Raw genomic sequence first — 24,913 nt, 5'->3', positions numbered from 1 at the left:
AGCCTGCCATCCGGCCTCAGCGCCGCCGCTCGCGCAGCTTGCGGCGGAACTCGCAGAGACCCAGGGCATGGCCCGCCGTAATCCCCGCGCCTGTGGCGCCGAGCACCGCGAGGCCGGTGGAACTTGCCGCCGCATCGGATCTCAACGTGAACCGGATCCCCTCGCCAGCGCGGCGCGGCGGTTCGGAGGCGCGGTAGATCATCTGGGTCGGATTGAGCTTCAGCACCCGGATCGCGTAATCGCCCGCGGCGCACCAGAAATCCGACGGGCCGCCCCGGCCGCGCCAGGGCACGAAGAAGCTGTCGGGCCCCTCGGGCTGAACGACGAGCCCGTTTTGGGAGATAAAGGCCGAGGCAGGCGTCGCCGCGAGGGCGATGACAGTGGCATAGGCGGTTAGAGTCAGGCGCATCGTTTCTCTCCGTGTCGTCCCGCGGATATTGGCATGGACGGCGGGCGGGGTCGATCATGCTCGCGTGTTTTGGCGCCAATATCCCGTGCCGGGCCGCGAAATGAGCGGCGTGGGTCTCGGCTCGGCGAGAGCGGCGTGGATTTCCCGCATTCACAATGGGGCCGGGCACTTCGGGACGGACGCACCCGAAGGGCTGACGACGCAGGTTCTCGCGAGCGCGCCCGCTCTCCGCGCAGGAACCAGCCGCCAACCTAGTCGTCTCGGTCGAAGGCGCCGGCCTCAAGATCATCCAACCACCGCAGGAAGTTGGTCTCGGCGGGAGATGCGGTTTCACGCGCAAGCTGTGCAATCGCTCGGCTTCGGTCTTGAAGTCCCGCCAAACGATGCGACAGGGCGGATACGAACGCAATGCGCGCATGTGGCGCGCCATATCTCCTGCCAGCGGATCCGTCACGGATTCCGGCTTCCAAAGTCGGCCATCGCTCTACGAAAGCTCCCGATATCGACGGGAAATGCTCGAACCATGACTCCGCCGTCAAACCGATCAGAAGGCGCAACTCAGCGACGTCGGAGGCAGAAATCTCCTTGGTCGGCCACCATTTGTCCTCAAGCCCGCCCGGTGCAAGTTTCGTACGAAACCAGCAGGTCTCGGGCTCCACACGCCCCTCGGGAAGCGGCAAGTTGAGATGAGGTTGCGTGAAAAGTTCTATACAGAACTTTCCCTCATACAGCCCCTGCCCCCTCCCGATACAAAGGAAGTCGGAGAAGTCGGGACGCTCCCGGCGGAACCGTCGTCGCCTCGCAGTGAATCCCCTGCTTTCGAGCAAGGGCGTCAGATGCGAGGCGACAACATCATCAAGCGTCACTGCGGTCGTGACATCCGGCGTTCTTCATTTCCGCGCAGCGCCGTTCGATCCCGCCTACCCTCACTGATCGAGGAAGCTCCTGAGCTTCCGGCTGCGGCTTGGATGTTTCAGTTTCCTGAGCGCCTTCGCCTCGATCTGGCGGATCCGTTCGCGGGTGACCGAGAACTGCTGACCCACCTCCTCGAGCGTGTGGTCGGTGTTCATGCCGATGCCGAAGCGCATCCGGAGCACCCGCTCCTCGCGCGGCGTCAGCGACGCAAGCACCCGTGTCGTCGTCTCCTTCAAGTTCTCCTGAATGGCGGAGTCGAGCGGCAGGATCGCGTTCTTGTCCTCGATGAAATCGCCGAGCTGGCTGTCCTCCTCGTCGCCGATCGGCGTCTCGAGCGAGATCGGCTCCTTGGCGATCTTCATCACCTTGCGGACCTTCTCGAGCGGCATCTGCAGCTTCTCGGCCAGTTCCTCGGGCGTCGGCTCGCGGCCGATCTCGTGCAGCATCTGGCGGCCGGTCCGCACCAGCTTGTTGATTGTCTCGATCATGTGGACCGGGATGCGGATCGTGCGGGCCTGGTCGGCGATCGAGCGGGTGATGGCCTGACGGATCCACCATGTCGCATATGTGGAAAACTTGTAGCCGCGGCGGTACTCGAACTTGTCCACGGCCTTCATCAAGCCGATGTTGCCTTCCTGAATGAGATCAAGGAATTGCAGCCCGCGGTTCGTGTACTTCTTGGCGATGGAGATGACGAGGCGCAGGTTCGCTTCGACCATTTCCTTCTTGGCCTGGCGGGCTTCCTTCTCGCCCTTCTGGACCTGGTTCACGATGCGGCGGAACTCGGAGATGTCGACGCCGACATACTGGCCGACCGTCGCCATCTCGTTGCGAAGCCCCTCGACCTTGTCGCTCGACTTCTCAATCAGCGTCTGCCAGCCGCGGCCCGACTTCTCGGCCATGCGGTCGAGCCAGGTCGGATCGAGCTCGTAGCCGCGGTACTCGTCGATGAACTCGCGCCGGTTGATGCGGGCGGCATCGGCAAGCTTCACCATGTTCGAATCGATCGACATGATCTTGCGGTTTATGCCGTAGAGCTGGTCGATCAGCGCCTCGATGCGGTTGTTGTGCAGGTGAAGCTCGTTCACCAGCACCACGATTTCCGAGCGCAGTTTCTGATAGGCGGTCTCGTCGGCGATCGAGAAGCTGTCGTCCTCGTTCAGGGTCGCCGACATGCGCAGGTCCTGCATCTCGGACAGCGTGACGTAGTCGTGGGCGATGTTCTCGAGGATCTCGAGCACGCGCGGCTTCAGCGCCGCCTCCATCGCCGCGAGCGACATGTTGGAAGCGTCGTCTTCGTCGTCGTCGTCACGGCTGATCGGGTTGCCGTCGGCATCGAGCTCGGGCTCCGCTTCGGCCTTGCGCTGCGGCTGGGCGTCGCCCCCGTCGACAACCGGCGCCTCCATCTCCTCGTCATCGTCGTCGAGCGAACGGCCGAACGTGGTCTCGAGGTCGATCACGTCGCGCAGGAGAATGTCCTCGCTCAGAAGCTCGTCGCGCCAGATGGTGATGGCCTGGAAGGTCAGCGGGCTTTCGCAGAGCCCCGCGATCATCGTGTTGCGGCCCGCCTCGATGCGCTTGGCGATTGCGATCTCGCCCTCGCGGGAGAGCAGCTCCACCGTGCCCATCTCGCGCAGGTACATCCGTACCGGGTCGTCGGTGCGGTCGAGCGTCTCGCCCGAGGAGGTGGCGATCGCCACCTCGCGCGAGGTCGAGGCTTCCACCACGGCGCCGCTGCTGCCGCCCTCGCCCTCCTCGGCCTCATCGTCCTCGATGACGTTGATGCCCATCTCGGAGAGCATCGACATCACGTCCTCGATCTGCTCGGAGGAGACCTGTTCGGGCGGAAGCACCTGGTTGAGCTGGTCATAGGTGATGTAGCCGCGCTCGCGCGCGTCGGCGATCATCTTCTTGACCGCGGCCTGGCTCATGTCGAGCGAGTGTTCGCTTTCGTCGGTGTCGGGCTTCTGCTCGTCGGTGTCCTTGGCGGCCATAGGGGCTCCTTCAGAGGTCGGGCGACTCGGTGGACGAATCGGTTCCCGGGTTGTAGCGAATCGTGAGCGCGAATCACAGGGGGCGCGGCCGCGCCCAACGCGTCGGGCTCAGCGTTTCTTCTTCTCCCAGGCGGCGCCGTCGATCAGGCGCTGGAGCTGGGCCGACAGGGCGGCGCGGTCCTCGCCCATGTCGCTGGTATCGTCGAGCTTGGAGCGGTCGGCGCGGTGCCGCGCCTCGGCAGCCTGGCTCAAACGCCAGGTCAGGCCCTCATCGACAAGGCCGGTCAGGTCCTCCATCGCATCCTCGATCTCGGCTACCGCGCCGCGGCGCGCCTCGAGTTTGGCAAGCTCCTCGGCGAGGCACATGGTGGCCAGTTCGGCATTGGCGGCGTTGCGCACGGGAGGGGCGCTCTGGACGTGGGCGAGGCCCATGAGCTTTTCAAGGTCGGGCCCGGCTGTGTCCTCGATTTTTCTGCGAATAATCGCGCTGTCCGCAGCCGCCGCGCCCTCGTGGGCGGCGGCGATGAGCGCGTTCAGGAGGCGCTCGTGGCCGGGGTCGCGCATTTCGACGGTCTCGAGCTGGCTCTCGAAGCGGGCGACGCAGGCGGGGTGAGTGATGGCGATGGCAAGGATCATCGCCTCGCGGAGGTAATCCTCGACCTCGTCGCCGGGCGCGGCGGCGAGCAGCGAGGCGCGGGTCGCGGGCAACGGCTCGGCCGTGGCGGGCCGCCACTTGCCGCCCGGACCGCCGCCGGGGCGGAAGCCGGATCCGGCGCGGTCCCCTCGGCGCGCGGTGCCGAAAAGCTCCCAGCGCAGACGCTTGATCTCTTCGCCGTAATGGGCGCGGATCGAGGGATCGGCGATACGCTTGATCGCGGCGCGCAGGGACTTGTCGAGGGTGGCCTTGCGTTCGGGGCTGTCGAAGACGCGGCCTTCGGTCTCGCGCCGCCAGAGGAGGTTCACCATCGGCTGCGCCTCGGCGACGAGGCCCGCCATCGCCTCGCGGCCGCGGAGCTTGATGAGGTCGTCGGGGTCCATCCCCTCGGGCAGGATCACGAACCTGAGCCCCTGCCCCGCTTCAAGCAGAGGAAGCGCCAGATCGACGAGACGGGTGGCGGCACGGATCCCGGCGGCGTCGCCGTCGAGCATGATCAGGGGCTCGGGCGAGAGCCGCCAGAGGAGCCGGAGCTGGTCCTCGGTGATCGCGGTGCCGAGCGGGGCCACCGCGGCCTCGAACCCGGCGCCGACCAGCGCGATCACGTCCATGTAGCCCTCGGCCACGATCAAGGGCTGGCCCTTCCCCGCGGCCTCGCGCGCGGGGCCGTGGTTGTAGAGGCTGCGGCCCTTGTCGAAGAGTTCGGTCTCGGGCGAGTTCAGGTACTTGGCGTTGTCGTTCGGGTCCATCGCCCGGCCGCCGAAGGCGATGCAGCGGCCGCGCGCGTCGCGGATCGGGAACATGATCCGGTTGCGGAACGTGTCGTAGGGCGCCTTGCCCTTGGTGCTCGGCCGGGCGAGGCCGGCGCCGAGGATCAGGTCCTCGGCGATGCCGCGGGCCCTGAGCGCATCCCAGAGCCCCTGCCAGCCCTCGGGCGCGAAGCCGATCTCGAAGCGGTCCTGCGCCGCCTCCGAAAGCTTGCGGCGGGTGAGGTAGTCGCGCGCTTCGGCGCCGGCGGCGGTCTTCAGTTGCAGCCGGTAGTGGCGGACCGCCTCCTCCATCACCTGCGCGAGTTCGGTGCGGCGGTCGGCGCGTTCGGCGGCCTTCGGATCCCGCGCCGGCATCTGCATCCCGGCATCGCGGGCCAGCGCGTCAATCGCTTCCATGAAGCCCATGTTCTCGGTCTCGCGCAGGAAGGAGACCGCGTCGCCCTTCGCGTGGCAGCCGAAGCAGTAGTAATAGCCCTTCTGGTCGTCGACATGGAACGAGGCGGATTTTTCTTGGTGGAAAGGGCATGGCGCCCAGAGATCGCCCTTGGCCTGGTTCGACTTGCGCATGTCCCAGGTGACCTTGCGCCCGACCACGCGCGAGAGCGACGTGCGGGTGCGCAGTTCATCGAGGAAGCCGGGAGGGAGACTCATGGGCCGACTATATCGGCATTGCGGGTCGCCGGGGCAAGAGACTTGGCCATCCGCACCGGGAGGTCACGGCAGCGCGCGCGCGAGCATGATCTCGCAGCGGCCGCAGGACGGGCCCTGCGCTTCGCTGGCCGGAACCGGCGCGAATCCGACCTTCGCGTAGACCTCCTGTGCCACCCGGTTCGCCGCGCCGACCTCGAGCCGCATCTCGCGGATCCCGGCCGCCGCCGCATCCGCCAGCGTGGCGACGATCAGCGCCGGCGCATGGCCGCGCCCGCGCGCGGAGGGTGCCACGAAGACCGAGGTGAGCCAGCCGCGGGTCTGAAGTTCGGTGTCGCGGGACCAGCTGGCCGAGCCGACCGGCTCCGCGTTGTCGAAGGCAAGGAAGACCGGGTTGGCCGCGATCTGCGCGGCGAAATCGGCGAGCGGCCGGCTTTCCCACTCGGCATGCCGGGTCGAAAACGCCTCGGGCGCTGTGGCGAGCGCGAGAAGCCGGATCCGGCGCCAGAGTGCGGCCTCCTCCGGGGTGATCCGCCGCACCGTCATTCCGGGTGAACAGGCGCCTTGTGCGAGGGCGCGACATAGGGGCGGGTCACGTCCTTCAGCGTGAGGTCGAGACATTCGACCTCGGCCGCGATCGCGCCGTCGCCCGCGAGCGTGAGTTCGACTCGTCCCGCGCCGTCCGCGCCGGGATGCCAGGCGATGGAGAGAAGCGACAGAACGGTCGACTTGTCGGTGCGGTCGATGCCCTGCGAGGCGACCCCGGTCACGCCGCCGATCACCAGAAGCGCCCGCACCCGCTCGTAGGGCCGGCCGCGCGCCTCGGCGGCGCTGCGGTCCTCCCAGCGGAAGCGGTTGACGAGCAGCGCAAGACGGCGCGCCTTCGGCTGCCAGCTCATGTCGGTGATTGCGAAAACCGCATCCTGCACCAGCGCCGAAATCACCGGCACGTCTTCGGCGGCTTCGGCCTTGAGATGGAGCGGGCGCTCGGCCGCGTCCTCGAACCGTGCGTCTTCGCCCATCACTCGCCCTTCACCCGTTCGATCCGCGCGCCGCAGGCCGAGAGCTTCTCCTCGACCCGTTCGTAGCCGCGGTCGAGGTGATAGACCCGGCTGACCACGGTCTCGCCCTCGGCGCCGAGCCCGGCGAGGATCAGCGAGACCGAGGCGCGCAGATCCGTCGCCATCACCGGCGCGCCCTTCAGCCGCTCGACCCCGTGCACGGTCGCATGGCCGCCGTGAACCTCGATCTCGGCGCCCATGCGCATCAGTTCCGGGGCATGCATGAAACGGTTCTCGAAGATCGTCTCCTCGAGCACGCTGGTGCCCTTCGCAGTGGCCAGAAGCGCCATCATCTGCGCCTGAAGATCGGTCGGGAAGCCGGGGAAGACCTCGGTCTTCACGTCGACCGCGCGCGCCCGGCCGTTCGACCGCGCGACCTTGAGGCCCAGCTTGGTCTCGCTGACCTCGATCCCGGCGCCGTGGAGCTTCTCGCAGAAGGCGGGCAAGAGGTCCATGCGGCCGCCGATCAGCTCGACCTCTCCGCCGGCGATCGCGGGCGCGATCATGTAGGTGCCAAGCTCGATCCGGTCGGCGACGACCGGATGGGTGGCGCCATGAAGCCGGTCGACGCCCTCGATGGTGATCGTGTCGGTGCCCTCGCCCTCGATATGGGCGCCCATCGAGTGCAAGCACTTCACCAGATCGACGATCTCGGGCTCGCGCGCGGCATTCCTGAGGACCGTCGTGCCCTTGGCGAGCGTTGCCGCCATCACCACGTTCTCGGTCGCGCCGACCGAGGCGAACCGCTGCTCGATCACCGCACCCTTCAGGCCGCGCGGCGCCACCGCGTGCAGATAGCCGTCCCTCAGCTCGATCTCGGCACCGAGCGCCTCGAGCCCGGCGATGTGGATATCCATCGGCCGCGCCCCGATGGCGCAGCCGCCAGGCAAGGACACGACCGCCCGCCCGGCACGCGCCAGAAGCGGCCCGAGCACGAGGTTCGAGGCGCGCATCTTGCGGACGATGTCATAGTCAGCGGTGAGGTTGTCGAGGTCATGGCTCGACATCGCCAGCACCCGGCCCTCCTGCATCGAGCGGACCTCGGCGCCGAGCGATTCGAGAAGCGTCGTCATCGTCTTGATGTCCGAGAGCCTCGGCGCGTTGGTGAGCGTCAGCGGCTCGTCGCTCAGGAGCGTGGCCGGCATCAGCGCGAGGCAGGCGTTCTTGGCGCCGGCGATCGGGATCTGGCCCCTGAGCTCGGTGCCGCCGGTGACGATGATCGAATCCATGCCTCAGCTTTCCTTTTCATTCCCGTCGGGCTTGGCGGCGCGGGCGCGCGCCTGCGCCTTGCGGCGGGCGAGATTGGCCTTGAGCGCCGCCTTGAGCCGCGCCTCGCGCGTCTCCTCGCCTTTCGGGGGCGGGGATTTCGGGGATTTCCTGTCCATGGCGCCCTCTCTACAGCGGACTGCAGAAAGCGTCCAGATTGCCCTTGCGCGGGGCGAAAATTGCGTCTAACACCCGCCCCACGCAAACGGGCTGCGGTAGCTCAGTGGTAGAGCACTCCCTTGGTAAGGGAGAGGTCGAGAGTTCAATCCTCTCTCGCAGCACCATCAAACATCCGAAGTAACAGCACTTTACGGCGACCTCCCGTGCGGGCAAGGCCCGTGCAGGCCGCGACCGTCCCGCCCCCTTGGCGATCTGCATCCCCAGTCCTCGTTCTATTGTCCGACCGGAGAACGCGATTGCGCCCGGCCGTGCCACGATGCTTGATACGCGCGACGGGGCACCGCCGTGCGGGCCCGATTTCGGGAGTTCGTTATGACCAGGGATATGGCCGGATTCGCTGTCACGCTCGGCTATGGCGATCTGCCCGAGGCGCTGCTCGCGCTTCTCAGGCGCAGCTTTCTCGACACGATGGGCGTGGCGGCGATCGGCTCCACGACGGGGCTGTCGCGGATCGCCCGCAAGGGTGCGCTTGCGCTCTTCGGGCCGGGCGAGGCTGGCGCGGCGCGGATGCTGATGGACGGGCGCCGGGTGAGCCCGGCCGGGGCGGCGATGGCCGGGGCGTTCATGGTCGACAGCATCGACGCCCATGACGGCACCACGCCCAACAAGGGCCATGCCGGATCGGCGATCTTCCCCGCCCTCCTCGCCGTCGCCGATGCCGAGCGCGCCCGGGGACGCGCGATCACCGGGCGCGACTTCGCGCTCTGGCTCGCGCTCGCCTACGAGATCAGCTACCGCGCCGGGCAGGTCCAGCACGCGACCTGCCCCGATTACCACACCTCGGGTGCCTGGACCGCGGTCGGCGTCGCCGCGGCCGCGGCGCGGATGCTCGGCTGCGACCGCGAGCAGATCCGCCACGCCGCCGGGATCGGCGAATACCACGGGCCGCGCAGCCAGATGATGCGCTGCATCGACTTCCCGACCATGGTCCGCGACGGCGTCGGCTGGGGCGCGCCCTCGGGCGTCACCGCCGCCTATCTCGCGCGCGAGGGCTTCACCGGCGCCCCGGCCCTGACCTGCGAGGGCGCGGCGGCCGAGCCCTTCTGGCAAGGGCTCGGGGAAAGCTGGCTGACGCTCGATCACACCCATTACAAGGCCTATCCCTGCTGCCGCTGGGCGCATCCCTCGATCGACGCAGCGCGCGACCTGATGCGCGAAAACGGCCTCACCCACGACCGGATCGCGGGCGTGGAGATCCGCACCTTCCACTATGCGACCCGCCTTGCCGGGCACGAACCGAAATCGCTCGACGAGTTCAGCTACGCGATCGCCTTCCCGGTCGCGGCGATGATCGTGCGTGGCCGGATCGGCGTCGGGGAGCTGACCGAGGAGACGCTGCGCGACCCCGAGATCCTGCGGATCAGCCGCGCCACCACGCTCATCGACGATCCCGAACTGACCGCCCGGAGCGTCGCCCAGCGCTGGGCGGCGGTCACGCTGATCACCACCGACGGCCGCCGCTTCGAGGCGCCGCCGCGCACGCCGCGCGGCGACACCGACCAGCCGCTCGGCGACGACGAGATCCGCGCCAAGTTCCACGGCTTCGCCGATCCGGTCCTCGGCGCCGAGCGCGCCGCGGAGATGGAACGGCTGGCGAGCAGGTTCGACACGCTGGGCGCGGACGGCTTCGCCGCGCTGTCCGATCTGGTCCTGACCCGGACGGAGGCATAGCGGGTCGTTACTGGTGCAGAAGTCGCGAACGCACGTCGTAGGGGGTGACGCCATAGCGGTTCTTGAAGACGCGCGAGAAATGCGAATGGGACTCGAAGCCGCAGGCCAGGGCGACCTGACTTAGCGAGAGCTTGCTCCCTTCGATCAGGATGCGCGCCTTGTGAAGCCGGATCTGGCGATAGTACTTGTTGGGCGATGTTCCGAGGTACCGGGCGAACAGGCGCTCCATCTGCCGGGTCGAGACCATGATGCTGCGCGCGATCGTATGGGTCGAGATCGGCTCTTCGGTGTTCATCTCCATGAGCGCCAGCGCGGCCCGCAGCGGCCCGTCCGGCAGGTTGGGCATGTTGCTGACACCTTGCGGCTGTTCGGCGCTTCCGATCCGAAAGCGTTCGAGCAGCAAAATCCGCGCCACGGTTCCGGCGACCTGTGGCGAACAGAACTCCGCGATCAGGGTGATCAGCGCGTCATAGGCGGACGCCATGCCCGCGCTGGTGACAAGCTTGCCCTCTCGGAGGAAAATGACCGGCACGCAGTTCGGGGCAAGGCCTTCTTCTTCCAGAACGGCGCGTGTTTCCCAATGAACGGCCGCGCGCTCGGTCATTCCGGCGACCAGCAGGGCCCGCGCGGCATCCGACATCGCGAGCGCGCAGCCGCCGCGATGGTTCACCCGGTGCAGTCGCGGCAGAACGTCCCGCAGGCAATCGGAAATTCCGCTTCCGCCCGGAATGATCAGAAGGTCGGGCGAGGTCGCCGCTTTCGCGACCGGGACCGCCGTCACCTCCATGCCTCCAAGCGACGTGACGCTGCTTTTCCCATTGGCGGAGACGATCGCCCACTTGAAATGCTCGCGCCCTGAAACGCGGTTCGCGATGCGCAGGCAGTCGAGCGCCGCGGCCAGTTCGGTCGGAACGAACCCCGGCGCGATGAGTATTTCCGTGCGAAGCGGATCAGGCACGGACGCGGACGTTTTCGGGATCGTAGAGGCAGCCCTCCACCACCTCGGCCGCGACCGGCGCGCCGATCACCTCGACCGAGAGCCGGGTTCCGGGCGCGGCGAAGCCAGGCTCGACGAAGCCCATGGCGATGTTCCTGCCGATGCGATGCCCCCACCCCGCCGAGGTGACGGTGCCGACGACGCGGCCCTCGTGGATGATGCTGTCCCCGCCATGCGCGGGCGCGTGGGTGCAGTCGAGCACGAGGCTCACGAAGGCCCGCCGCGCACCGGCCGCGACCATCCGCTCCAGCGCCGGCTTGCCGGTGAAATCGGGCTTCGCCATCGCCACGAAGCGGTCGAGGCCGGTCTCGAACGGGGTGAATTCGGTCACGAGGTCGGCCTTCCAGTGCAGGTAGCCCTTCTCGAGCCGCATCGATTCCACCGCGTAGGAGCCGAAGAGCCTCAGACCGTGCGCCTCGCCCGCGCGCCGCAGCGCGAGATACGCGGCATAGAGCGAGGCATTGGGGACGTGGATCTCGTAGGCAAGCTCGCCCGAGAAGCTCACCGACATCACGACGGCCGGCGCGATGCCGACGAAGGCGCGGCGGACCGAGAGCCAGGGGAAGGCCGCCGCAGTCCAGTCGCCGCGCGAGGCGGCCTGCAGCACCTCGCGCGCCTTCGGCCCGGCGAGGACGAGGATCGTCCAGTCATTGGTGAGCGAGCGGAGCTTGACGCTGCCGTCCTTCGGCAGATGCGCCGTGAGCCAGTCCATGTCGTGATATTCAGACGCCGCCGCCGAGCCGTACCAGATCGTACCCTCGTCGAGATTGGCGAGCGTCGCCTCGGCCTTGACCATGCCGTGGTGGTTGAGGAGATAGCCGAGCCCGACCTTGCCCTCTTTACGCGGAATCCGCCCGCAGACCATCCGGTCGAGCCAGTCACGCGCGCCCGGCCCGGTGATCTCGATCCGGTTGAAGCCGTTGACCTCGGTGAGGCCGACGCCTTCCTGCACGGCCTTGACCTCGGCCGCGACCACGTCGAAGGCCTCGGTGAAGCGGAACGAATGGGTCTCGTGGAAATCGGGCGCGGGCTTGATGTAGGCCACCCGTTCCCAGCCGTTCACCGTGCCGAACTCGGCGCCCTCGGCGGCGAGGATCGGGGTCAGCGGCGTGGTCTTCATCGGCCGCCCGGCGGGGCGATGTTCGTGCGGGAAGTGGAAGCGGAACTCGTTCTGGTAGTCCTCCACCGCCTTCAGCGCGGTCAGCTCCACGTTGGCGTGCCCGGTGAAGCGGCGCGGGTCGATGACCCAGGTGTCGTAGCAGGCCTCGCCGTGGACGATCTGCTGCGCCAGGAGCCAGCCGTGACCGCCGCCCTCGCCAAGCCCGGCGCGGAGCCCGATGATGCAGAAGGCGTTGCGCTTGCCGGGGATCGGGCCGACCAGCGGCGCGCCATCGATCGTGTAGGTGATCGGGCCGTTGACGACGGTGTGGATGCCGACCTCGGTCAGCGCGGGCATCCGCGCGAAGGCGCCTTCCAGCACGTCGGTCACGCGATCGAGGTCATCGGGGCAGAGCGCGTTGACGAAATTCGGGTCGATCCCGTCCATGCCCCAGGTCTTGCAGCCCTGTTCGTAGAACCCGACCAGGAGCCCGAACTTCTCCTGCCGGCAGTAGTAGTCGCTGATCGGGCAGCGCAGGAGCGGCATCCGGTGGCCCGCCTCGCGGATCGCCGGGATCTCCTCGGTCAGGAAATACTGGTGCTCCATCGAGGCGACCGGGTGGTGCACCCCCATCATCGCGCCGACCTCGTTGACGCGGTAGCCGCAGGCATTCACGACGATCTCGCAGCTGATGTCCCCGTGAGTGGTGTGCACGGTCCAACTGTCGTCCTGATGCTGCGTGAGCCCGATGACGGGGGTGTTGCGGTAGACCTCGGCACCGGCCTTGCGCGCACGGCGCGCGAGCGCCTGGCAAAGCTGGGCGGGGTCGATGTCGCCGTCCAAGGGGTCCCAGAGCCCGCCGATGAGGTTGTCGGTCGAGATCAGCGGATGGCGGCGGGCGCATTCGGCGGCGTCGATCACTTCAAAATCGACGTCCATGCCCTTGGCCATGCTCGCGAAATGGCGATAGCCCTCCATCACCCGCTCGGTATTGGCCAGCCGGATGCCGCCGTCGGCATGGTGGTAGTTGATGGGGTACTCCGGATCCTCGGCCAGTTCCTTGTAGAGCCGGATCGAGTGGCTTTTCAGCCCGACCATCGTCTGGGTCATGCCGAAGTTCGTCACCTGTGCGGCCGAATGCCAGGTCGTGCCCGAGGTCAGCTCGTTGCGCTCGACGAGGACGACATCGGTCCAGCCCTCCTGCGTCAGATGATAAAGCGTCGAGCATCCGGCGATGCCGCCGCCGATCACGACGACACGGGTCTGGGTCTTCATGGCGCGCCTCCGATTGCAGTCTTTGGAGCATGAGCGCGGAACCCCGGCCTCCGGTCAATCCGGCGCGGCCCGATTTCGAAAAACGGTTTCGGCGGGTCGGGGAAACCGAAACTCCCGCCCTGCCCGATCAGTCCGGCGCCGGTTCGGTCGGCAGGAGCGCGAGCCCGCCTTCGAGCCAGGGCAGCGCCGACACGCCCGGCTCCACCACCTGCCGGCGCAGGATGCCGCGCAGCGTGCCGCCGATAACGCCGGAGACCTCGTCGGTCCAGTCCGATTGGTGAAAGAGCGAGATCACCCGCGAGAAGCCCGCGAAAGGCAGCGGATAGAGATCGACCTGGCCGTGGAAGCGCCGCGCCCGCAGATAGCCGAGCGGCGTGGTGATCGCCCAGCCCGCGCCATTCGCGACGAGCCCGAACAGCGCCTGGTTGCTGTCAAGCTCGATCCGCCCCTGCGGCGCCAGCTTCAACCGCGCGAGATGGGTCGCGATCTGCCGGCCGATGATCTGGCTCTTCTCGTAGCGCAGGAACGGCAGCGACCCGAGCGCCGCGATCGAGTCGGGCGGCCCTGGAAGGCGGCCGTGCGGAACCGCGAGAACGAAGGGATCGCGCAGGAGCGGCGTCTCCACCACGCCCTCGGGCAGGTCATGGGCGCGCGCCGCCACCCCGAGGTCGATCCGCCGCTCGGCGACATCGGCGAGGATCGTGTGGCTCAGGGCGGTCCGCAGCGAAAGATCGCAAGGTGTCAGCATCGCCGCGAGCGCGACCGCGAGCTTCGGCGTCACCTCGCCGTCGAAATCGTCGATGATGCCGAGCCTGAGGCTGCGGAGCCGCCTGAGATCCATCAGCGACAGCTCCGCCGCGCCCTGCCGCAGATGCGCGAGTGCGGCACGGGCATGCGAGAGGTAGGCGCGCCCCGCCCGTGTCGGCTCCAACGGGCGGCGGCCGTGATCGACGAGATCGACGCCCAGCGCGGCTTCGAGGTTTCTCAGTTGCTGCGAGGCCGCCGGCGGGCTGAGGCCGAGCTTGCGGGCGGTCTCCTGCAGCGATCCCGTGCGCGCGAGTTCGTCGAAAACCTCCAGGCCGCGCAGCGTGATCACCTTGCTGATTGAATCGGCCATCGCGCGCGCCCTTTCAGGTTTTCCGAATCCGTTCGCTAGAACGGCAGCCACCGGCCGTGTTTTGCGCCATAGCGGAAATTTTTCGGAATTGGCCGCCTGTTTGCGACGCTTCTCCCCGGCGTCAGGCCGGGGCGCGGAGGATCGTGATCAGGGTGTCACCGTAGCGGCGCTGGTCAAGGACCTCGACCCCCTCGGGCGGGACCGGTGCGGCGCTCTCCTCCCAGACGACGATCGCGCCGGGCGCGAGCCAGCCACCCTCGATGCAGGAGGCGAGCGCCGCTTCGCCCATGCCCTTGCCATAGGGCGGATCGAGGAAGACGAGGTCGTAGCCCGCCCCCCGGTTCGGCCCCATCCGGGTCGCGTCGCGGCGCCAGACATCGGTGACGCCCATCGCCTGCATCTTCTCGATGTTCTGCCGCAAAAGCGCCCGCGCCGCTGTGCCGTCATCGACGAAAGCCACCCGCGCCGCGCCGCGCGAGAGCGCCTCGAGCCCGAGCGCGCCGGTCCCGGCGAAGAGGTCGAGCACCCGCGCGCCCTCGACCGGATTGCCGTAGGGGCCGTTGATCAGGAGGTTGAAGATCGCCTCGCGGACCCGGTCCGACGTCGGCCGGAGATGCGCCGCCGCATCGCCCGCGCCGACCTCGGCGAGCTTCAGCCCGCGCCGCGCTCCGCCGATGATCCGCATCTACTTCAGGAGCGCCTTGAGATCGGAAGCGGGGTCCGCGATCACCGCCGGATCGGGCGACTTCCCCGCCTCGATCAGGCGCTTTCCGATCATGTAGGCGCGGGCGTCGTTCATCGCATCGATTGCGAGGAGCTTGTCGCCCCTGTAGTACCAGAAGCTGACCGAGGCGCCCTCGCCCCGGGTCACGATCCGGTCGTAACCGGTGTTGAGCCCGGCGATCTGAAGCTTCACGTCGTACTGGTCGGACCAGAACCACGGCTTGGCCGCATAGGGCTTCTCCGCGCCGAGCATGTTCTCGGCGACGATCTCGGCTTGGTCGATGGCGTTGCCGACGCTTTCGAGCCGGATCCGCCCGCCCTCGTGCGGGAACGAGGCGCAATCGCCCGCCGCCCAGATCGCCGGATCGGAGGTGCGGCCGAACGCATCGGTGCGGATGCCGTTCTCGATCTCCAGCCCCGCCTCCTCGGCGAGGATCGTGAGCGGCGTGATGCCGACGCCGACGATGACGAAGTCGACGGCGATCTCGCGGCCATCCGACAAGACGGCGCCGGACACCCGCCCCTCGCCCGTCAGCCGGTCGAGGCCGGTGTTCTCGAGGATCGACACGCCGTGATCGGCATGGGCCTTGCGGAAATAGTCCGAGGTCTCGGGCGCGGCCACCCGCTGGAGGATGCGCGGCGCCATCTCGATCAGCGTCACCTCCAGCCCGAGCTTGGCACCGACCGCCGCCGCCTCGAGCCCGATATAGCCGCCGCCCACGATGAGAAGCTTGCGCCCGGCCTCGAATTCCGGGGCCATCGCGTCGACATCGGCGAGCGTGCGGACGGTGTAGACGCCCTTCAGATCGCCACCCACCGCCGCCGGCAGCCGCCTTGGGCGCGAGCCGGTGGTCAGCGCGAGTTGGTCGTAGGAGATCGTCTCGCCGTTCACCCGCACGGTCTTCGCGGTGCGGTCGATCGCGGTCACCGGCGCGCCGAGCTTCAGCGTGATGCCCTGCTCCTCCCAGAAGGCCGGCGCGCGGAGATAGAGCCGCTCCAGTTCCATGTCGCCGAGCAGGTAGCCCTTCGACAGCGGCGGGCGCTGGTAGGGCGGCGCCGGCTCCTCGCCGATCATCGTGACCTTCCCGTCATAGCCAAGGGCGCGCAGCTTCGCTGCAAGAGAGGCACCGGCCTGGCCCGCGCCGATGATAACGATCCCGCCCATGCCCATTCTCCCTCTGGTCGCCGGTCGCGGGGAGCCTATATCGTGGGTTCGGGAAAACGCAACGCGAGAGGATGAGAGAATGGCACTTTCCAAGGGCGACCGGCTGCCGGAGGCGACATTCGTGGAAATGGGCACCGAGGGGCCGCGGGAAGTTAAGCTTTCCGAGCGGCTGAAGGGCCGAAAAGTCGTGGTTTTTGGACTGCCCGGCGCTTATACCGGCCCCTGCACCGGCATTCACATCCCGAGCTTCGTCAAGACCGCCGACGCCTTCCGGGCGAAGGGCGTGGACGAGATCATCTGCATCGCCGTCAACGATCCCTTCGTGCTCAAGGCCTGGGGCGAATCGACCGGTGCCACGGCGGCCGGGATCAGCTTTCTGGGCGATGCCGACGGCAGCTTCACCAAGACGCTCGGCATGGAGTTCACCGCGCCGCATCTCGGCCTGATCGGGCGCTCGAACCGCTATGCGCTGGTGCTCGACGACGGGGTGATCACCGCCGCGAGGGTCGACAAGCCGGGGGTCTGCGACATCTCGACCGGCGAACACCTGCTGGCGGAGATCTGAGCGTGATCGCCGCGGGCGGGCGCCTGCCGGAGGCGGAGCTTCTCAGGATCGGCGCGGGCGGACCGGAGACGGTCCGCCTGTCGCCGCGGCTCGCGGGCCGCAAGGTGGTGCTCTTCGCGGTGCCGGGGGCGTTTACGCCGACCTGCGATTCGGCGCATCTGCCGGGCTTCATCCGCAGCGCCCCCGCGCTTCGCGCGAGAGGCGTCGAGGAGATCATCTGCGTTTCGGTCAACGACGCCCATGTGATGCGCTACTGGGGCGAGACCACGGGCGCGACGGCGGCGGGTATCACGCTTCTGGCCGATGCCGACGGCGCCTTCGCCCGCGCGCTGGGGCTCACCTACGACAATCCCGCCGCCGGCATGTTCGGCCGCTCGCGCCGCTACGCGATGGTGGTGGAGGACGGGGTTGTGACCGCCTTCGAGCTTGACCCAATCGGCCAGTGCAGCCTTTCGACCGGCGAGGCGCTGCTGGAGAAGCTCTGAGCCCTACTTGCGGGCGTGGATCTCGCAAAGGCAGGTGACGGGCTCGGAATGGTCGCGCTGCACCTCGGCGGCGCCGGCGATCTTGTCCATCCGCTTCGCGAGCGTGAGGTCGAGCGCCGACAGACCGCCGCAATCATGCGTGGTCAGCGTCACGTCGACCACGTTGTAGACGTTCGACCATTCCGGGTGGTGGTTCAGTTTCTCGGCCTGGAGCGCCGCGCGGGACATGAAGCCCCAGGCTTCGGAGAAGTTCCTGAACTTCCAGATCTTGCGGATCGCGTCGCGGCCCTCGACCGCCCCCCATCCGGCGTCGCCCAGCGCGGGCAGCTCGGCCTTGCGTTCGGCTTCGGTCAAAAGGTCCGCCATTGCGTCACTCCTTTTCGCTTCGCGCCGCGTCATCGGCCGCGCTTGCGCGCATCAGCGCCGGGCGCTCGCTGATCCGCGCCCAGTAGGCTTCGAGCGCTGGGCGCTTCTCGATCGTGCCGAAATGCATCCCGAAGCCGATCTGCGACCCGGTCGCGACATCGGCGGCGGAGAATCTGTCGCCCGCCAGGTAAGGATGCGCGCTCACCGCGCGTTCGAGCGCGTCGAGCGCGATGTCGAGCGGGCCGAAGCCGACCCGCCCGCGTTGCTCGTCCGGAACGATCCAGCCGCAGATCTTGGCGATCACCGCCGCCTCGAACGGCCCGGCCCCGAAAAACAGCCAGCGGTAATAGGCCGAGCGGTCCTCCGGCGCGAGCCCGGCCTCGGGGAAGGCGTCGGCGAGATAGGCGCAGATCGCGGCATATTCGGTGACGATGCGGCCCTTGTGGACCAGCGCCGGCACCTTGCCCATCGGGTTGATCGCGAGATAGTCCGGCGCCTTCATCGCCTCGCCGTAGTCGAGGTAGCGCACCTCGTAGGGCTGGCCCGCCTCCTCCAGCATCCAGCGCGCGATCCGACCGCGCGACATCGGGTTCGAATAGAGGATGAGGTCGGCGGCCATGACGTGGCACTCCCTTGCATCTCGCCGCGAATACTCCCGCCGGAGGAGAAAAACTTCAATGCCTCCGGCGGGGATATTTGCAGCAAGATGAAGGCAGGATCAGTCGCCACTTTCCGTCTTGCGGAAGGGGCCATAATCGGTCAGCACCGCGATCTCGCTGCCGACGGCATGTCGGTCGGCTTCGAGGTAGCGGGCGATGGCAGCGCGAAATGATGGCTCGGCGATCCAGTGCAGCGAGTGCGTCTCGACCGGCAGGTAGCCGCGGGCGAGCTTGTGCTCGCCCTGCGCGCCGGCCTCGACGCGGGACAGGCCGTGAGCGATCGCATGGTCAATCGCCTGGTAGTAGCAGCATTCGAAATGCAGGAACGGGTGGTCCTCGAGCGCGCCCCAGTAGCGGCCGTAGAGCGTGTCGGAACCGAGGAAGTTCAGCGCCCCGGCGACCGGGCGGCCGTCGCGTTCAGCGAGGATGAGCAGAACGTCGTCGCACATCGTCTCGTGGATCTCGTCGAAAAATTCCCGCGTGAGGTAGGGCCGGCCCCATTTGCGGCTGCCGGTGTCCTGGTAGAAAGCCCAGAACGCCTCCCAGTGCTCGGGCCGGATCGCGGCGCCGGAAAGCCGGCGGATCGTGCCGCCGAAGGCTGCGGCACCGGCCCGTTCGCGCCGGATCGCCTTGCGCTTGCGCGAGGAGAGTTGGCCGAGGAAGGCCTCGAACCCGGCATAGCCGCGGTTCTCCCAGTGGAACTGCTGGGTGACGCGGTGCAAGAGTCCCATCGCGCGGCCCGCCTCGGCCTCCTCGGCGGTACAGAAGGTGACATGGGCCGACGAAAGCGCATTGTCGGCGGCGATCTGTACCATCGCCTGGGTCAGTGCGGCGCGGCCCGCCACCTCCCAACCGGGGCGGGTGAGGTAGCGGCGGCCGGTCACGGGCGTGAAGGGGACCGCCGATTGCAGTTTCGGGTAGTACCGTCCCCCCGCCCGCTCCAGCGCATCGGCCCAGCCGTGGTCGAAGATGTACTCGCCCTGGCTGTGGCTCTTGGCATAGAGCGGCATCGCGGCGATGACCTCTCCGTCGACGCGGGCGACAAGGTGGTGCGGCTGCCAGCCGGTCCCGGCGCCGACCGAGCCCGAGCGTTCGAGCGCGGCGAGGAACCGGTGCGTGGTGAAGGGGTCTCGCGGCCGGCCCACCGCCGCCTCGGGGCAGGCGCAGGCGTCCCAGTCTGCGGCGGCGATGTCGCCGAGGCCGGAGAGGACGGTGATCTCGATGGCGGTCTGGTCCATGGGCGGGCGGGTTCCTCCCCCCTGACTTGGGGAGGCGCCCCCGCCCGCGTCAAGCCGGAACCGGCGCGGCATAGCCCTCGAAGGTGACGTTCGCGGCGACCTGGCGCGCCTTGGCCTCGGCCTCGGGCGAACGCACGGTCCAGCACAGCACCACCGCGCCCGCCCGCTTCAGCTCGGCCACACGGTCGCGGCCGAGATCGGCGGCCTCGTGCGAGATGAAGCTCGCGCCGACCCGGTCGTAATCGGGGATCTCGCGCAGTCGGTCCCGCACCGCGGCGGGCAGGAGCGGCCAGTCGGCCGCCGTGTAGGCCGAGGTGACGAGCCCGCGCGGACGGTCGGGCGCGGCCGCGGCGAGCGCGGCCACGGAATGGGGATTGAAGGACATCAGCGCCACCGGCCCGGCATAGTCGCGGAGCGCCGCGTCCACCGCCCGTTCCAGCGGGCCGACATCGGGCCCCATCGCGCCGTCCTGGTCCTTGATCTCGATGAGCAGCGGCACCCGGCCCGCGACGAGCGCGAGCATCTCGGCGAGCGTCGGCACGCAGTCCGCACCGCCAAGGAGCTTCAGCGTGCCCAGCTCCGCCGCCGTACGGCTGCCGACCCGGCCCGGCACCCCGGTCAGGCGCCGCAGGTCGTAATCGTGGAACACCATCGGCACGCCGTCGGCCGAAGGCTGGATGTCGCACTCGATCCCGACCCCCGCCGCGACCGCCGCGCGGAACGCGGCCAGAGAATTCTCCGGCCGGCCCGCGCTGCGGTCGTGGAGCCCGCGATGGGCGATGGGGGCGGTCAGGAAGGCGGCGGGCAGCGAAACCGGCCGCGGCGCCATCATGCGACCTGGAACACGGCCTCGATCTCGACCGCGACGCCGAGCGGCAACGCCGGCGCCGAGACCGCGGCGCGGGCATGGCGGCCGGCATCGCCGAGCACCTCGACCATGAGGTCGGAGCAGCCGTTGATCACCTTCGGCTGGTCGGTGAAGTCCGGCGTCGAGTTCACGAAGCCGGTAAGCTTGACCACCCGCACGATCCGGTCGAGATCGCCGCCGAGCGCGGCGCGGGCCTGCGCCAGAAGGCTGAGCCCGCAGCGCCGCGCGGCCTCGGCCCCGTCCGCGACCGCCATGTCGGCGCCGAGCCTGCCCTTGATCAGGCCGTCCGGGCCCTGGCTGATCTGGCCAGAAACGAAGACGAGGTCGCCCGTCCGCACATAGGGCACGTAATTCGCCGCCGGCGCGGGGGCGTCCGGCAGGGTGATGCCAAGGTCTGCCAAGCGTGCGTCGATCTTTCCGGCCATGTCGCAATCTCCCGATTCCAGTTTCGGCGGAAGTTACCCCCGGCGCGCGCCGAACGAAAGCCCGGACGCGGCGGTCGGTCACGGCAAAACACCGGCCCGAGCCGATCTGCTCCGCTTGCGGCTTGCCTCCGGCGGTTATGGCTTCTAAGCCTTGAATCGGGGCAGGGTCACGCAACGTCGCTATAGCGAGGGCGTAAGGGGCAGATGTCGGACACTTCTATTGATTCCGCGATCCGCGGCCGGTCGCTCGGACCGGTCCTCGCTTTAACCTGGCTTCTCGCGGGCTGCGCCGCGCCGCCCCCCGGCGTAGAGTTCAACGATCCCCACGAGGCGCAGAACCGGGCCGTTCACGAGGAGAACCTGGCAATGGACCGGGCGCTCTTCGGCGGCGGCAAGCCAGACAGGAAGCCGTTCCTGCCGGAGCCGGTCGCGACCTCGCTCAGCAACTTCGCGAGCAACCTCGACATGCCCGGCTCGGCGGTGAACAGCGTGCTGCAGGTGCGCCCGGGACCGGCATTGCAGAACACGCTGCGCTTCGCGATCAATACGACGATCGGCGTCGGCGGCCTGCTGGACCCGGCGACCGCGATGGGCATCCATGCCGAGAGTACCGATTTCGGCGAGACGCTGCATGTCTGGGGCGCGCCGGAAGGCGCTTACCTGGTCGTGCCCTTCGCCGGCCCCACGACGGAGCGCGACGCGATCGGCTGGGTCGCCGATCTCTTCGTCGACCCGGTCAGCATCCTCGTCGGCGCGCCCGAAGCCTATTACATCGTCGCGGCGCGGCTGGGCGGACGGGCAGCCGACCGCCAGCTCTATGGCGAGACGATCGACTCGATCCTATATGAAAGCGCGGACAGCTACGCGCAGATGCGGCTCATCTACCTGCAGAACCGCCGCTTCGAGCTTGGCATCGAAACCGACGTCTTCGACCCCTACGAGGATCCCTATGGCCAGTAACATCTCCCGCCGTCACCTGCTCGCAACCCTTCCCGCAGGCCTCGCGCTGGCGCACCTTCCGGGCGTGGCCGGGGCGCTCACCGTCGGCGAGGCACGGGCCCTGGTCGACCGGGTCGTGGACGAGGTCAACGGCGTGATCAACTCCGGCAAGTCCGAAAGCGCGATGCTGCGCTCTTTCGAGGCGATCTTCGTGCGTTACGCCGATGTCCGCTATATCGCCCAGAGCGCGCTCGGCCCGGCCGGGCGGCGCGCCAGCAAGGCGCAGATGGCGGCCTATATCAAGGCGTTCCAGGGCTATATGGCGCGCAAGTACGGGCGCCGCTTCCGCGAGTTCATCGGTGGCAGGATCGAGGTCTCCGACGCGCGACCGCTGAAGAGCTTCTACGAGGTGCGCTCGGTCGCGCATCTGCGCGGCCAGGCGCCGTTCCGCGTCGACTGGCACGTCTTCGACAAGTCCGGCCGCGATCTTTTCTTCAACATCATCATCGAGGGCGTGAACATGCTCGCGGCCGAGCGCACCGAGATCGGCGCGATGCTCGACCGCCGCAAGGGCGATATCGGCGCCCTGACCGCCGACCTGACGCGGGCGGGCTGAAGCCTGGGCGCCAGCCGGGATCAGTTCCGGCCGCCGCCGAGAATCGCGCCGAGAACATCCCGCAGAACGCTTTCGACCGGATCCCGGCGCGGCTGCTGGCCCTGCTGGGCAAACCCGCCACTCTGCTGGGTCTGGCCGGCCCAGGCCGGGGCCGGCAGCTGCTCGGGCCGGATCATCGGCAGCGGCGCGGGCGGCAGGCCCTCGTTGATCCGCAGCATCACCTCGTGCCAGATCTCGGCCGGCAGGCCGCCGCCGGTCACGCCGGTAAGCGGCGAGTTGTCGTCATTGCCCATCCAGACGCCGGCGACATAATCGGCGGTGAAGCCGATAAACCAGGCGTCGCGGTAATCCGAAGTGGTGCCGGTCTTGCCGGCCGCATCGCGGTCCGGAAGCCGCGCCCGCCCGCCGGTACCGCGTTCGATCACCTGGGTCATCATGTAGGTGAGCTGGCGCGCGGCCTCCTCGGAGATCACCCGCTCGCCCATGCCGCCCTCCTGGCCCATGAGCGCGGTGTCGTCGCCCTGGATGCGCAGCTCGGTCAGACCGTAGGGCTTGACCGAGGAGCCGCCGTTCAGGATCCCGGCATAGGCTCCGGTCATCTCGATCAGCGTCGATTCCGACGCGCCCAGCGCCACCGCCGGACCGGCCGCGAGGTCGGAGGCGAGCCCGAAATGCTCGGCCACCTGACGGACCGCCTCGAGCCCGACCCACTGGCTGACCCGCACCGTCGCGGTGTTGATCGAATTGGTCAGGGCCTCGGTCAGCGTGATCGGCCCGCGGAAGTCCTTGGTGTAGTTCTGCGGAGACCACTCGCCCGAACCCTTGACGTAAAGCGTGATCGGCGCGTCCTCGACGACCGAGTTCATCGTGAAACCCATGTCGAGGGCCGCGGCATAGACGAAGGGCTTGAAGGTGGAGCCGACCTGGCGGAGCGCCTGCGTCGCGCGGTTGAACGCGCCCGAGACCTTGGTCTTGCGCCCGCCCACCATCGCCCGCACGGCGCCGTCGGCCGACATCACCACGATTGCCGCCTGGGCCTGCGAGCCTTCCTTGACCTTGGTGTCGAAGACGAAGGCCAGCGCCTCTTCCGCCGCCGTCTGCATCCGCTGGTCGAGCGTGGTGCGGACGATCACGTCCTCAGTCGTGTCCTGGGTCAGGAAGCCCGGCCCCGATTCCATCACCCAATCGGCGAAATAGCCGCCGGCGCGAGCCTCGGCCGCCTGCGACAGCCGCGCCGGGTTGGCGCGGGCCTCGGCATACTGGGTGTCGGTCAGATAGCCCTGATCGTGCATGAGGCCGAGGATCACCGCCGCGCGGTCCTGCGCCCGGCCGAGATCGTTGGTCGGCGCGTAGTAGGAGGGCGCCTTCAGGAGGCCGGCGAGCATCGCCGCCTCGCTCGGGCTGACCTCGTTCGCGGACTTGCCGAAATACCGCTGGCTCGCCGCCTCGAAGCCGCGCGCGCCGGCGCCGAGATAGGCGCGGTTGATGTAGAGCGTGAGGACGTCGTCCTTGCCGTACTTGGCCTCGAGCGCGAGGGAGTACGGGACTTCCTTGATCTTGCGCACGAGGCTGCCGCGGCGGCAGTCGGCCTCGTAATCGGCCTCGGACTTCCAGGTCGCCGGGTCATAGGCGACACCGAGGCAGAGGAGCTTCGCGACCTGCTGGGTGATCGTCGAGCCGCCGTTGCCTTCGAGCGGCCCCCGCCCCTCGGCGAGGTTGATGCGGATCGCGCTGGCGATGCCGCGCGGGCTGACACCGAGATGGCGGTAGAACCGCTTGTCCTCGGTCGCAACGATCGCGTTCTTCAGATGCGGCGACACCGTGTCGGCGGTGATCGTGCCGCCGAAGGTCTCGCCGCGCCAGGCGAAGACCTTGCCGTCGCGGTCGAGCATCGTGACCGAGCCGCGCGTACGGGCGTCGATCAGCTGTTCGAGCGGCGGCAGTTGCGCATAGAAATAGAGCGTCGCGAGGCCGACGAGAATCGCGACCACCGCGCCGACGCGCCAGCCGATGCCCCAGACCACGCGCCAGATCAGCCCGGCGAGCCCAGTCACCAGCCTTACCGGCCAGCTTGATCCACTCGCCGCCCGGCGCGGTCTCGACGCCTTCGGCTTGCGCGTCTTCTTTTGCGCCGGTTTCGATTTTGGCGCAGCGCTCTGCGAATAGCGCCTCTCGGCGACCATGGGGGGTTTCTTGCCGCCCGATCTGCTCATTGATCTCGAACCCGATGCCTCTTTGTCAGGCCGGGACCATACAGGCACGCGCCGGGAATGTGGAGCCGTCCGCGTTCACGTTTCGCTTCGTCAACCGCCTAAAAAACAGGCAATCGGCGGAAAACGTGCGAAAGATGTGCGTATCCCCGGATTTGCCCCTCTCATCGCCGCTGCATTTCTTGAAATGCTGCACCGCAGCGTCTTGGCTCATCCCCGAGGCCCGCTCTGGGGGCTGGTTTTGCGAGGAACGGGACGTGAAATACATCATAGCGGCAATCAAGCCCTACAAGCTCGACGAGGTGCGCGAGGCGCTGACCGCGGTCGGCGTCCGGGGCATGATGGTGAGTGAAATCAAGGGCTTCGGAACGCAGTCCGGCCATACCGAGATCTATCGCGGTGCCGAATACGCGGTGAACTTCGTGCCCAAAGTGAAGATCGAGGTCGCGGTCAGCGCGGCGCTGGCCGATGACGTCGTCGAAACCATCGCCCGCATCGCGCGGACCGACAAGATCGGCGACGGCAAGATCTTCGTCCTCGACCTTCAGGACGCCTTGCGCGTCCGGACCGGGGAAACCGGGGAGGACGCGCTGTGAG

General features: G+C 68.3%; 25 protein-coding genes and 1 tRNA gene. 7 read left to right on the top strand and 19 right to left on the bottom strand.

What is annotated here, in order from left to right:
• Positions 1-16 precede the first annotated feature (16 nt).
• The 8 genes from OM960_RS19380 to OM960_RS19345 all read right to left on the bottom strand — a co-directional run bounded on the left by OM960_RS19380 (position 17) and on the right by OM960_RS19345 (position 7,837).
• On the bottom strand, positions 17-409 hold the full coding sequence (locus OM960_RS19380; protein WP_264773126.1) for a hypothetical protein: 393 nt from the start codon (positions 407-409) through the stop codon (positions 17-19).
• Between the two features lie 251 nt (positions 410-660).
• Positions 661-1,275 carry a hypothetical protein gene (locus tag OM960_RS19375; protein WP_264773125.1) on the bottom strand — a complete coding sequence of 205 codons (615 nt, stop codon included), beginning with the start codon at positions 1,273-1,275 and terminating at the stop codon, positions 661-663.
• Positions 1,276-1,335: 60 nt separating this feature from the next.
• Positions 1,336-3,318 (bottom strand): RNA polymerase sigma factor RpoD, encoded by a 1,983-nt coding sequence (rpoD, locus tag OM960_RS19370; protein ID WP_263339802.1) that lies wholly within the window; start codon positions 3,316-3,318, stop codon positions 1,336-1,338.
• A gap of 108 nt (positions 3,319-3,426) precedes the next feature.
• A complete protein-coding gene (dnaG, locus tag OM960_RS19365) occupies positions 3,427-5,394 on the bottom strand; it encodes a DNA primase (protein ID WP_264773124.1) in 1,968 nt (655 codons plus the stop codon).
• Between the two features lie 63 nt (positions 5,395-5,457).
• Positions 5,458-5,931: a GNAT family N-acetyltransferase gene (locus tag OM960_RS19360; RefSeq protein ID WP_264773123.1), complete on the bottom strand. Its 474-nt coding sequence runs from the start codon at positions 5,929-5,931 to the stop codon at positions 5,458-5,460.
• Between the two features lie 2 nt (positions 5,932-5,933).
• On the bottom strand, positions 5,934-6,413 hold the full coding sequence (locus tag OM960_RS19355) for a DUF2948 family protein (RefSeq protein ID WP_263339808.1): 480 nt from the start codon (positions 6,411-6,413) through the stop codon (positions 5,934-5,936).
• Positions 6,413-7,681 carry a UDP-N-acetylglucosamine 1-carboxyvinyltransferase gene (gene murA, locus OM960_RS19350; RefSeq protein ID WP_263339811.1) on the bottom strand — a complete coding sequence of 423 codons (1,269 nt, stop codon included), beginning with the start codon at positions 7,679-7,681 and terminating at the stop codon, positions 6,413-6,415. The genes OM960_RS19355 and murA overlap by 1 nt, the downstream gene beginning before the upstream one ends.
• A gap of 3 nt (positions 7,682-7,684) precedes the next feature.
• On the bottom strand, positions 7,685-7,837 hold the full coding sequence (locus OM960_RS19345; protein ID WP_263339813.1) for a hypothetical protein: 153 nt from the start codon (positions 7,835-7,837) through the stop codon (positions 7,685-7,687).
• A 90-nt stretch (positions 7,838-7,927) separates the two neighbouring features.
• Between OM960_RS19345 and OM960_RS19340 the strand changes: the two genes are divergently transcribed.
• Both OM960_RS19340 and OM960_RS19335 read left to right on the top strand, forming a co-directional pair.
• Positions 7,928-8,002: transfer RNA gene (locus OM960_RS19340), tRNA-Thr, on the top strand.
• A 208-nt stretch (positions 8,003-8,210) separates the two neighbouring features.
• Positions 8,211-9,569 carry an MmgE/PrpD family protein gene (locus OM960_RS19335; protein WP_264773122.1) on the top strand — a complete coding sequence of 453 codons (1,359 nt, stop codon included), beginning with the start codon at positions 8,211-8,213 and terminating at the stop codon, positions 9,567-9,569.
• 7 nt (positions 9,570-9,576) lie between these two features.
• Here the strand turns inward: OM960_RS19335 and OM960_RS25575 are convergent, their stop codons facing one another.
• The 5 genes from OM960_RS25575 to OM960_RS19310 form a co-directional block, all read right to left on the bottom strand.
• Positions 9,577-10,527, bottom strand: coding sequence for a GlxA family transcriptional regulator (locus tag OM960_RS25575; RefSeq protein WP_264773121.1), 951 nt, complete (start codon positions 10,525-10,527; stop codon positions 9,577-9,579).
• Entirely contained in the window at positions 10,520-12,940 is a 2,421-nt protein-coding gene (locus tag OM960_RS19325) for a GcvT family protein (RefSeq protein ID WP_264773120.1), read from the bottom strand. The genes OM960_RS25575 and OM960_RS19325 overlap by 8 nt, the downstream gene beginning before the upstream one ends.
• A gap of 127 nt (positions 12,941-13,067) precedes the next feature.
• The gene (locus OM960_RS19320) at positions 13,068-14,057 is read right to left on the bottom strand and encodes a LysR family transcriptional regulator (RefSeq protein ID WP_264773119.1); all 990 of its coding nucleotides are present in this window, start codon (positions 14,055-14,057) and stop codon (positions 13,068-13,070) included.
• Positions 14,058-14,178: 121 nt separating this feature from the next.
• Complete coding sequence (rsmD, locus tag OM960_RS19315) at positions 14,179-14,742, bottom strand: 16S rRNA (guanine(966)-N(2))-methyltransferase RsmD (protein ID WP_264773118.1); 564 nt, start codon at positions 14,740-14,742, stop codon at positions 14,179-14,181.
• Positions 14,743-15,945, bottom strand: a complete 1,203-nt coding sequence (locus tag OM960_RS19310; RefSeq protein WP_264773117.1) for an NAD(P)/FAD-dependent oxidoreductase — start codon at positions 15,943-15,945, stop codon at positions 14,743-14,745.
• 79 nt (positions 15,946-16,024) lie between these two features.
• Here OM960_RS19310 and OM960_RS19305 point away from each other — a divergent pair, with 79 nt between their 5' ends.
• The gene (locus tag OM960_RS19305; RefSeq protein WP_264773116.1) at positions 16,025-16,510 is read left to right on the top strand and encodes a peroxiredoxin; all 486 of its coding nucleotides are present in this window, start codon (positions 16,025-16,027) and stop codon (positions 16,508-16,510) included.
• 2 nt (positions 16,511-16,512) lie between these two features.
• A complete protein-coding gene (locus tag OM960_RS19300) occupies positions 16,513-16,995 on the top strand; it encodes a peroxiredoxin (protein WP_264773115.1) in 483 nt (160 codons plus the stop codon).
• 3 nt (positions 16,996-16,998) lie between these two features.
• Here OM960_RS19300 and OM960_RS19295 read toward each other — a convergent pair whose 3' ends face one another.
• The 5 genes from OM960_RS19295 to OM960_RS19275 all read right to left on the bottom strand — a co-directional run bounded on the left by OM960_RS19295 (position 16,999) and on the right by OM960_RS19275 (position 20,551).
• The gene (locus OM960_RS19295; RefSeq protein WP_317852850.1) at positions 16,999-17,361 is read right to left on the bottom strand and encodes a 4a-hydroxytetrahydrobiopterin dehydratase; all 363 of its coding nucleotides are present in this window, start codon (positions 17,359-17,361) and stop codon (positions 16,999-17,001) included.
• Between the two features lie 4 nt (positions 17,362-17,365).
• The gene (locus OM960_RS19290) at positions 17,366-17,980 is read right to left on the bottom strand and encodes a glutathione S-transferase family protein (protein WP_264773114.1); all 615 of its coding nucleotides are present in this window, start codon (positions 17,978-17,980) and stop codon (positions 17,366-17,368) included.
• Positions 17,981-18,079: 99 nt separating this feature from the next.
• Positions 18,080-19,258: a GNAT family N-acetyltransferase gene (locus OM960_RS19285; RefSeq protein ID WP_264773113.1), complete on the bottom strand. Its 1,179-nt coding sequence runs from the start codon at positions 19,256-19,258 to the stop codon at positions 18,080-18,082.
• A gap of 49 nt (positions 19,259-19,307) precedes the next feature.
• A complete protein-coding gene (locus OM960_RS19280; RefSeq protein WP_264773112.1) occupies positions 19,308-20,090 on the bottom strand; it encodes a glycerophosphodiester phosphodiesterase family protein in 783 nt (260 codons plus the stop codon).
• The gene (locus OM960_RS19275) at positions 20,087-20,551 is read right to left on the bottom strand and encodes a RidA family protein (RefSeq protein ID WP_263339844.1); all 465 of its coding nucleotides are present in this window, start codon (positions 20,549-20,551) and stop codon (positions 20,087-20,089) included. The genes OM960_RS19280 and OM960_RS19275 overlap by 4 nt, the downstream gene beginning before the upstream one ends.
• Positions 20,552-20,755: 204 nt before the next feature.
• Here OM960_RS19275 and OM960_RS19270 point away from each other — a divergent pair, with 204 nt between their 5' ends.
• Complete coding sequence (locus OM960_RS19270; RefSeq protein WP_263339847.1) at positions 20,756-21,511, top strand: MlaA family lipoprotein; 756 nt, start codon at positions 20,756-20,758, stop codon at positions 21,509-21,511.
• A complete protein-coding gene (locus tag OM960_RS19265) occupies positions 21,501-22,106 on the top strand; it encodes an MlaC/ttg2D family ABC transporter substrate-binding protein (protein WP_264773111.1) in 606 nt (201 codons plus the stop codon). Before OM960_RS19270 ends, OM960_RS19265 begins: the two co-directional genes overlap by 11 nt.
• A 20-nt stretch (positions 22,107-22,126) precedes the next feature.
• Here OM960_RS19265 and OM960_RS19260 read toward each other — a convergent pair whose 3' ends face one another.
• A complete protein-coding gene (locus tag OM960_RS19260) occupies positions 22,127-24,319 on the bottom strand; it encodes a transglycosylase domain-containing protein (protein WP_263339853.1) in 2,193 nt (730 codons plus the stop codon).
• 254 nt (positions 24,320-24,573) lie between these two features.
• Here OM960_RS19260 and OM960_RS19255 point away from each other — a divergent pair, with 254 nt between their 5' ends.
• Entirely contained in the window at positions 24,574-24,912 is a 339-nt protein-coding gene (locus OM960_RS19255) for a P-II family nitrogen regulator (protein WP_264773110.1), read from the top strand.
• Position 24,913: the final 1 nt, after the last annotated feature.

The organism is Defluviimonas salinarum, from assembly GCF_026013545.1.
Classification (GTDB): Bacteria; Pseudomonadota; Alphaproteobacteria; order Rhodobacterales; family Rhodobacteraceae; genus Albidovulum; species Albidovulum salinarum.
This window is presented reverse-complemented; position numbering and strand designations above follow the sequence as displayed.

Coding starts and splice junctions, on each gene's coding strand:
- OM960_RS19380 (WP_264773126.1), bottom strand. CDS start 409: ATGCGCCTGACTCTAACCGCCTATGCCACTGTCATCGCCCTCGCGGCG.
- rpoD (WP_263339802.1), bottom strand. CDS start 3,318: ATGGCCGCCAAGGACACCGACGAGCAGAAGCCCGACACCGACGAAAGC.
- dnaG (WP_264773124.1), bottom strand. CDS start 5,394: ATGAGTCTCCCTCCCGGCTTCCTCGATGAACTGCGCACCCGCACGTCG.
- OM960_RS19355 (WP_263339808.1), bottom strand. CDS start 6,413: ATGGGCGAAGACGCACGGTTCGAGGACGCGGCCGAGCGCCCGCTCCAT.
- murA (WP_263339811.1), bottom strand. CDS start 7,681: ATGGATTCGATCATCGTCACCGGCGGCACCGAGCTCAGGGGCCAGATC.
- OM960_RS19345 (WP_263339813.1), bottom strand. CDS start 7,837: ATGGACAGGAAATCCCCGAAATCCCCGCCCCCGAAAGGCGAGGAGACG.
- OM960_RS19335 (WP_264773122.1), top strand. CDS start 8,211: ATGACCAGGGATATGGCCGGATTCGCTGTCACGCTCGGCTATGGCGAT.
- OM960_RS19325 (WP_264773120.1), bottom strand. CDS start 12,940: ATGAAGACCCAGACCCGTGTCGTCGTGATCGGCGGCGGCATCGCCGGA.
- OM960_RS19320 (WP_264773119.1), bottom strand. CDS start 14,057: ATGGCCGATTCAATCAGCAAGGTGATCACGCTGCGCGGCCTGGAGGTT.
- rsmD (WP_264773118.1), bottom strand. CDS start 14,742: ATGCGGATCATCGGCGGAGCGCGGCGCGGGCTGAAGCTCGCCGAGGTC.
- OM960_RS19310 (WP_264773117.1), bottom strand. CDS start 15,945: ATGGGCGGGATCGTTATCATCGGCGCGGGCCAGGCCGGTGCCTCTCTT.
- OM960_RS19305 (WP_264773116.1), top strand. CDS start 16,025: ATGGCACTTTCCAAGGGCGACCGGCTGCCGGAGGCGACATTCGTGGAA.
- OM960_RS19295 (WP_317852850.1), bottom strand. CDS start 17,361: ATGGCGGACCTTTTGACCGAAGCCGAACGCAAGGCCGAGCTGCCCGCG.
- OM960_RS19290 (WP_264773114.1), bottom strand. CDS start 17,980: ATGGCCGCCGACCTCATCCTCTATTCGAACCCGATGTCGCGCGGTCGG.
- OM960_RS19285 (WP_264773113.1), bottom strand. CDS start 19,258: ATGGACCAGACCGCCATCGAGATCACCGTCCTCTCCGGCCTCGGCGAC.
- OM960_RS19280 (WP_264773112.1), bottom strand. CDS start 20,090: ATGATGGCGCCGCGGCCGGTTTCGCTGCCCGCCGCCTTCCTGACCGCC.
- OM960_RS19275 (WP_263339844.1), bottom strand. CDS start 20,551: ATGGCCGGAAAGATCGACGCACGCTTGGCAGACCTTGGCATCACCCTG.
- OM960_RS19270 (WP_263339847.1), top strand. CDS start 20,756: ATGTCGGACACTTCTATTGATTCCGCGATCCGCGGCCGGTCGCTCGGA.
- OM960_RS19265 (WP_264773111.1), top strand. CDS start 21,501: ATGGCCAGTAACATCTCCCGCCGTCACCTGCTCGCAACCCTTCCCGCA.
- OM960_RS19260 (WP_263339853.1), bottom strand. CDS start 24,319: ATGAGCAGATCGGGCGGCAAGAAACCCCCCATGGTCGCCGAGAGGCGC.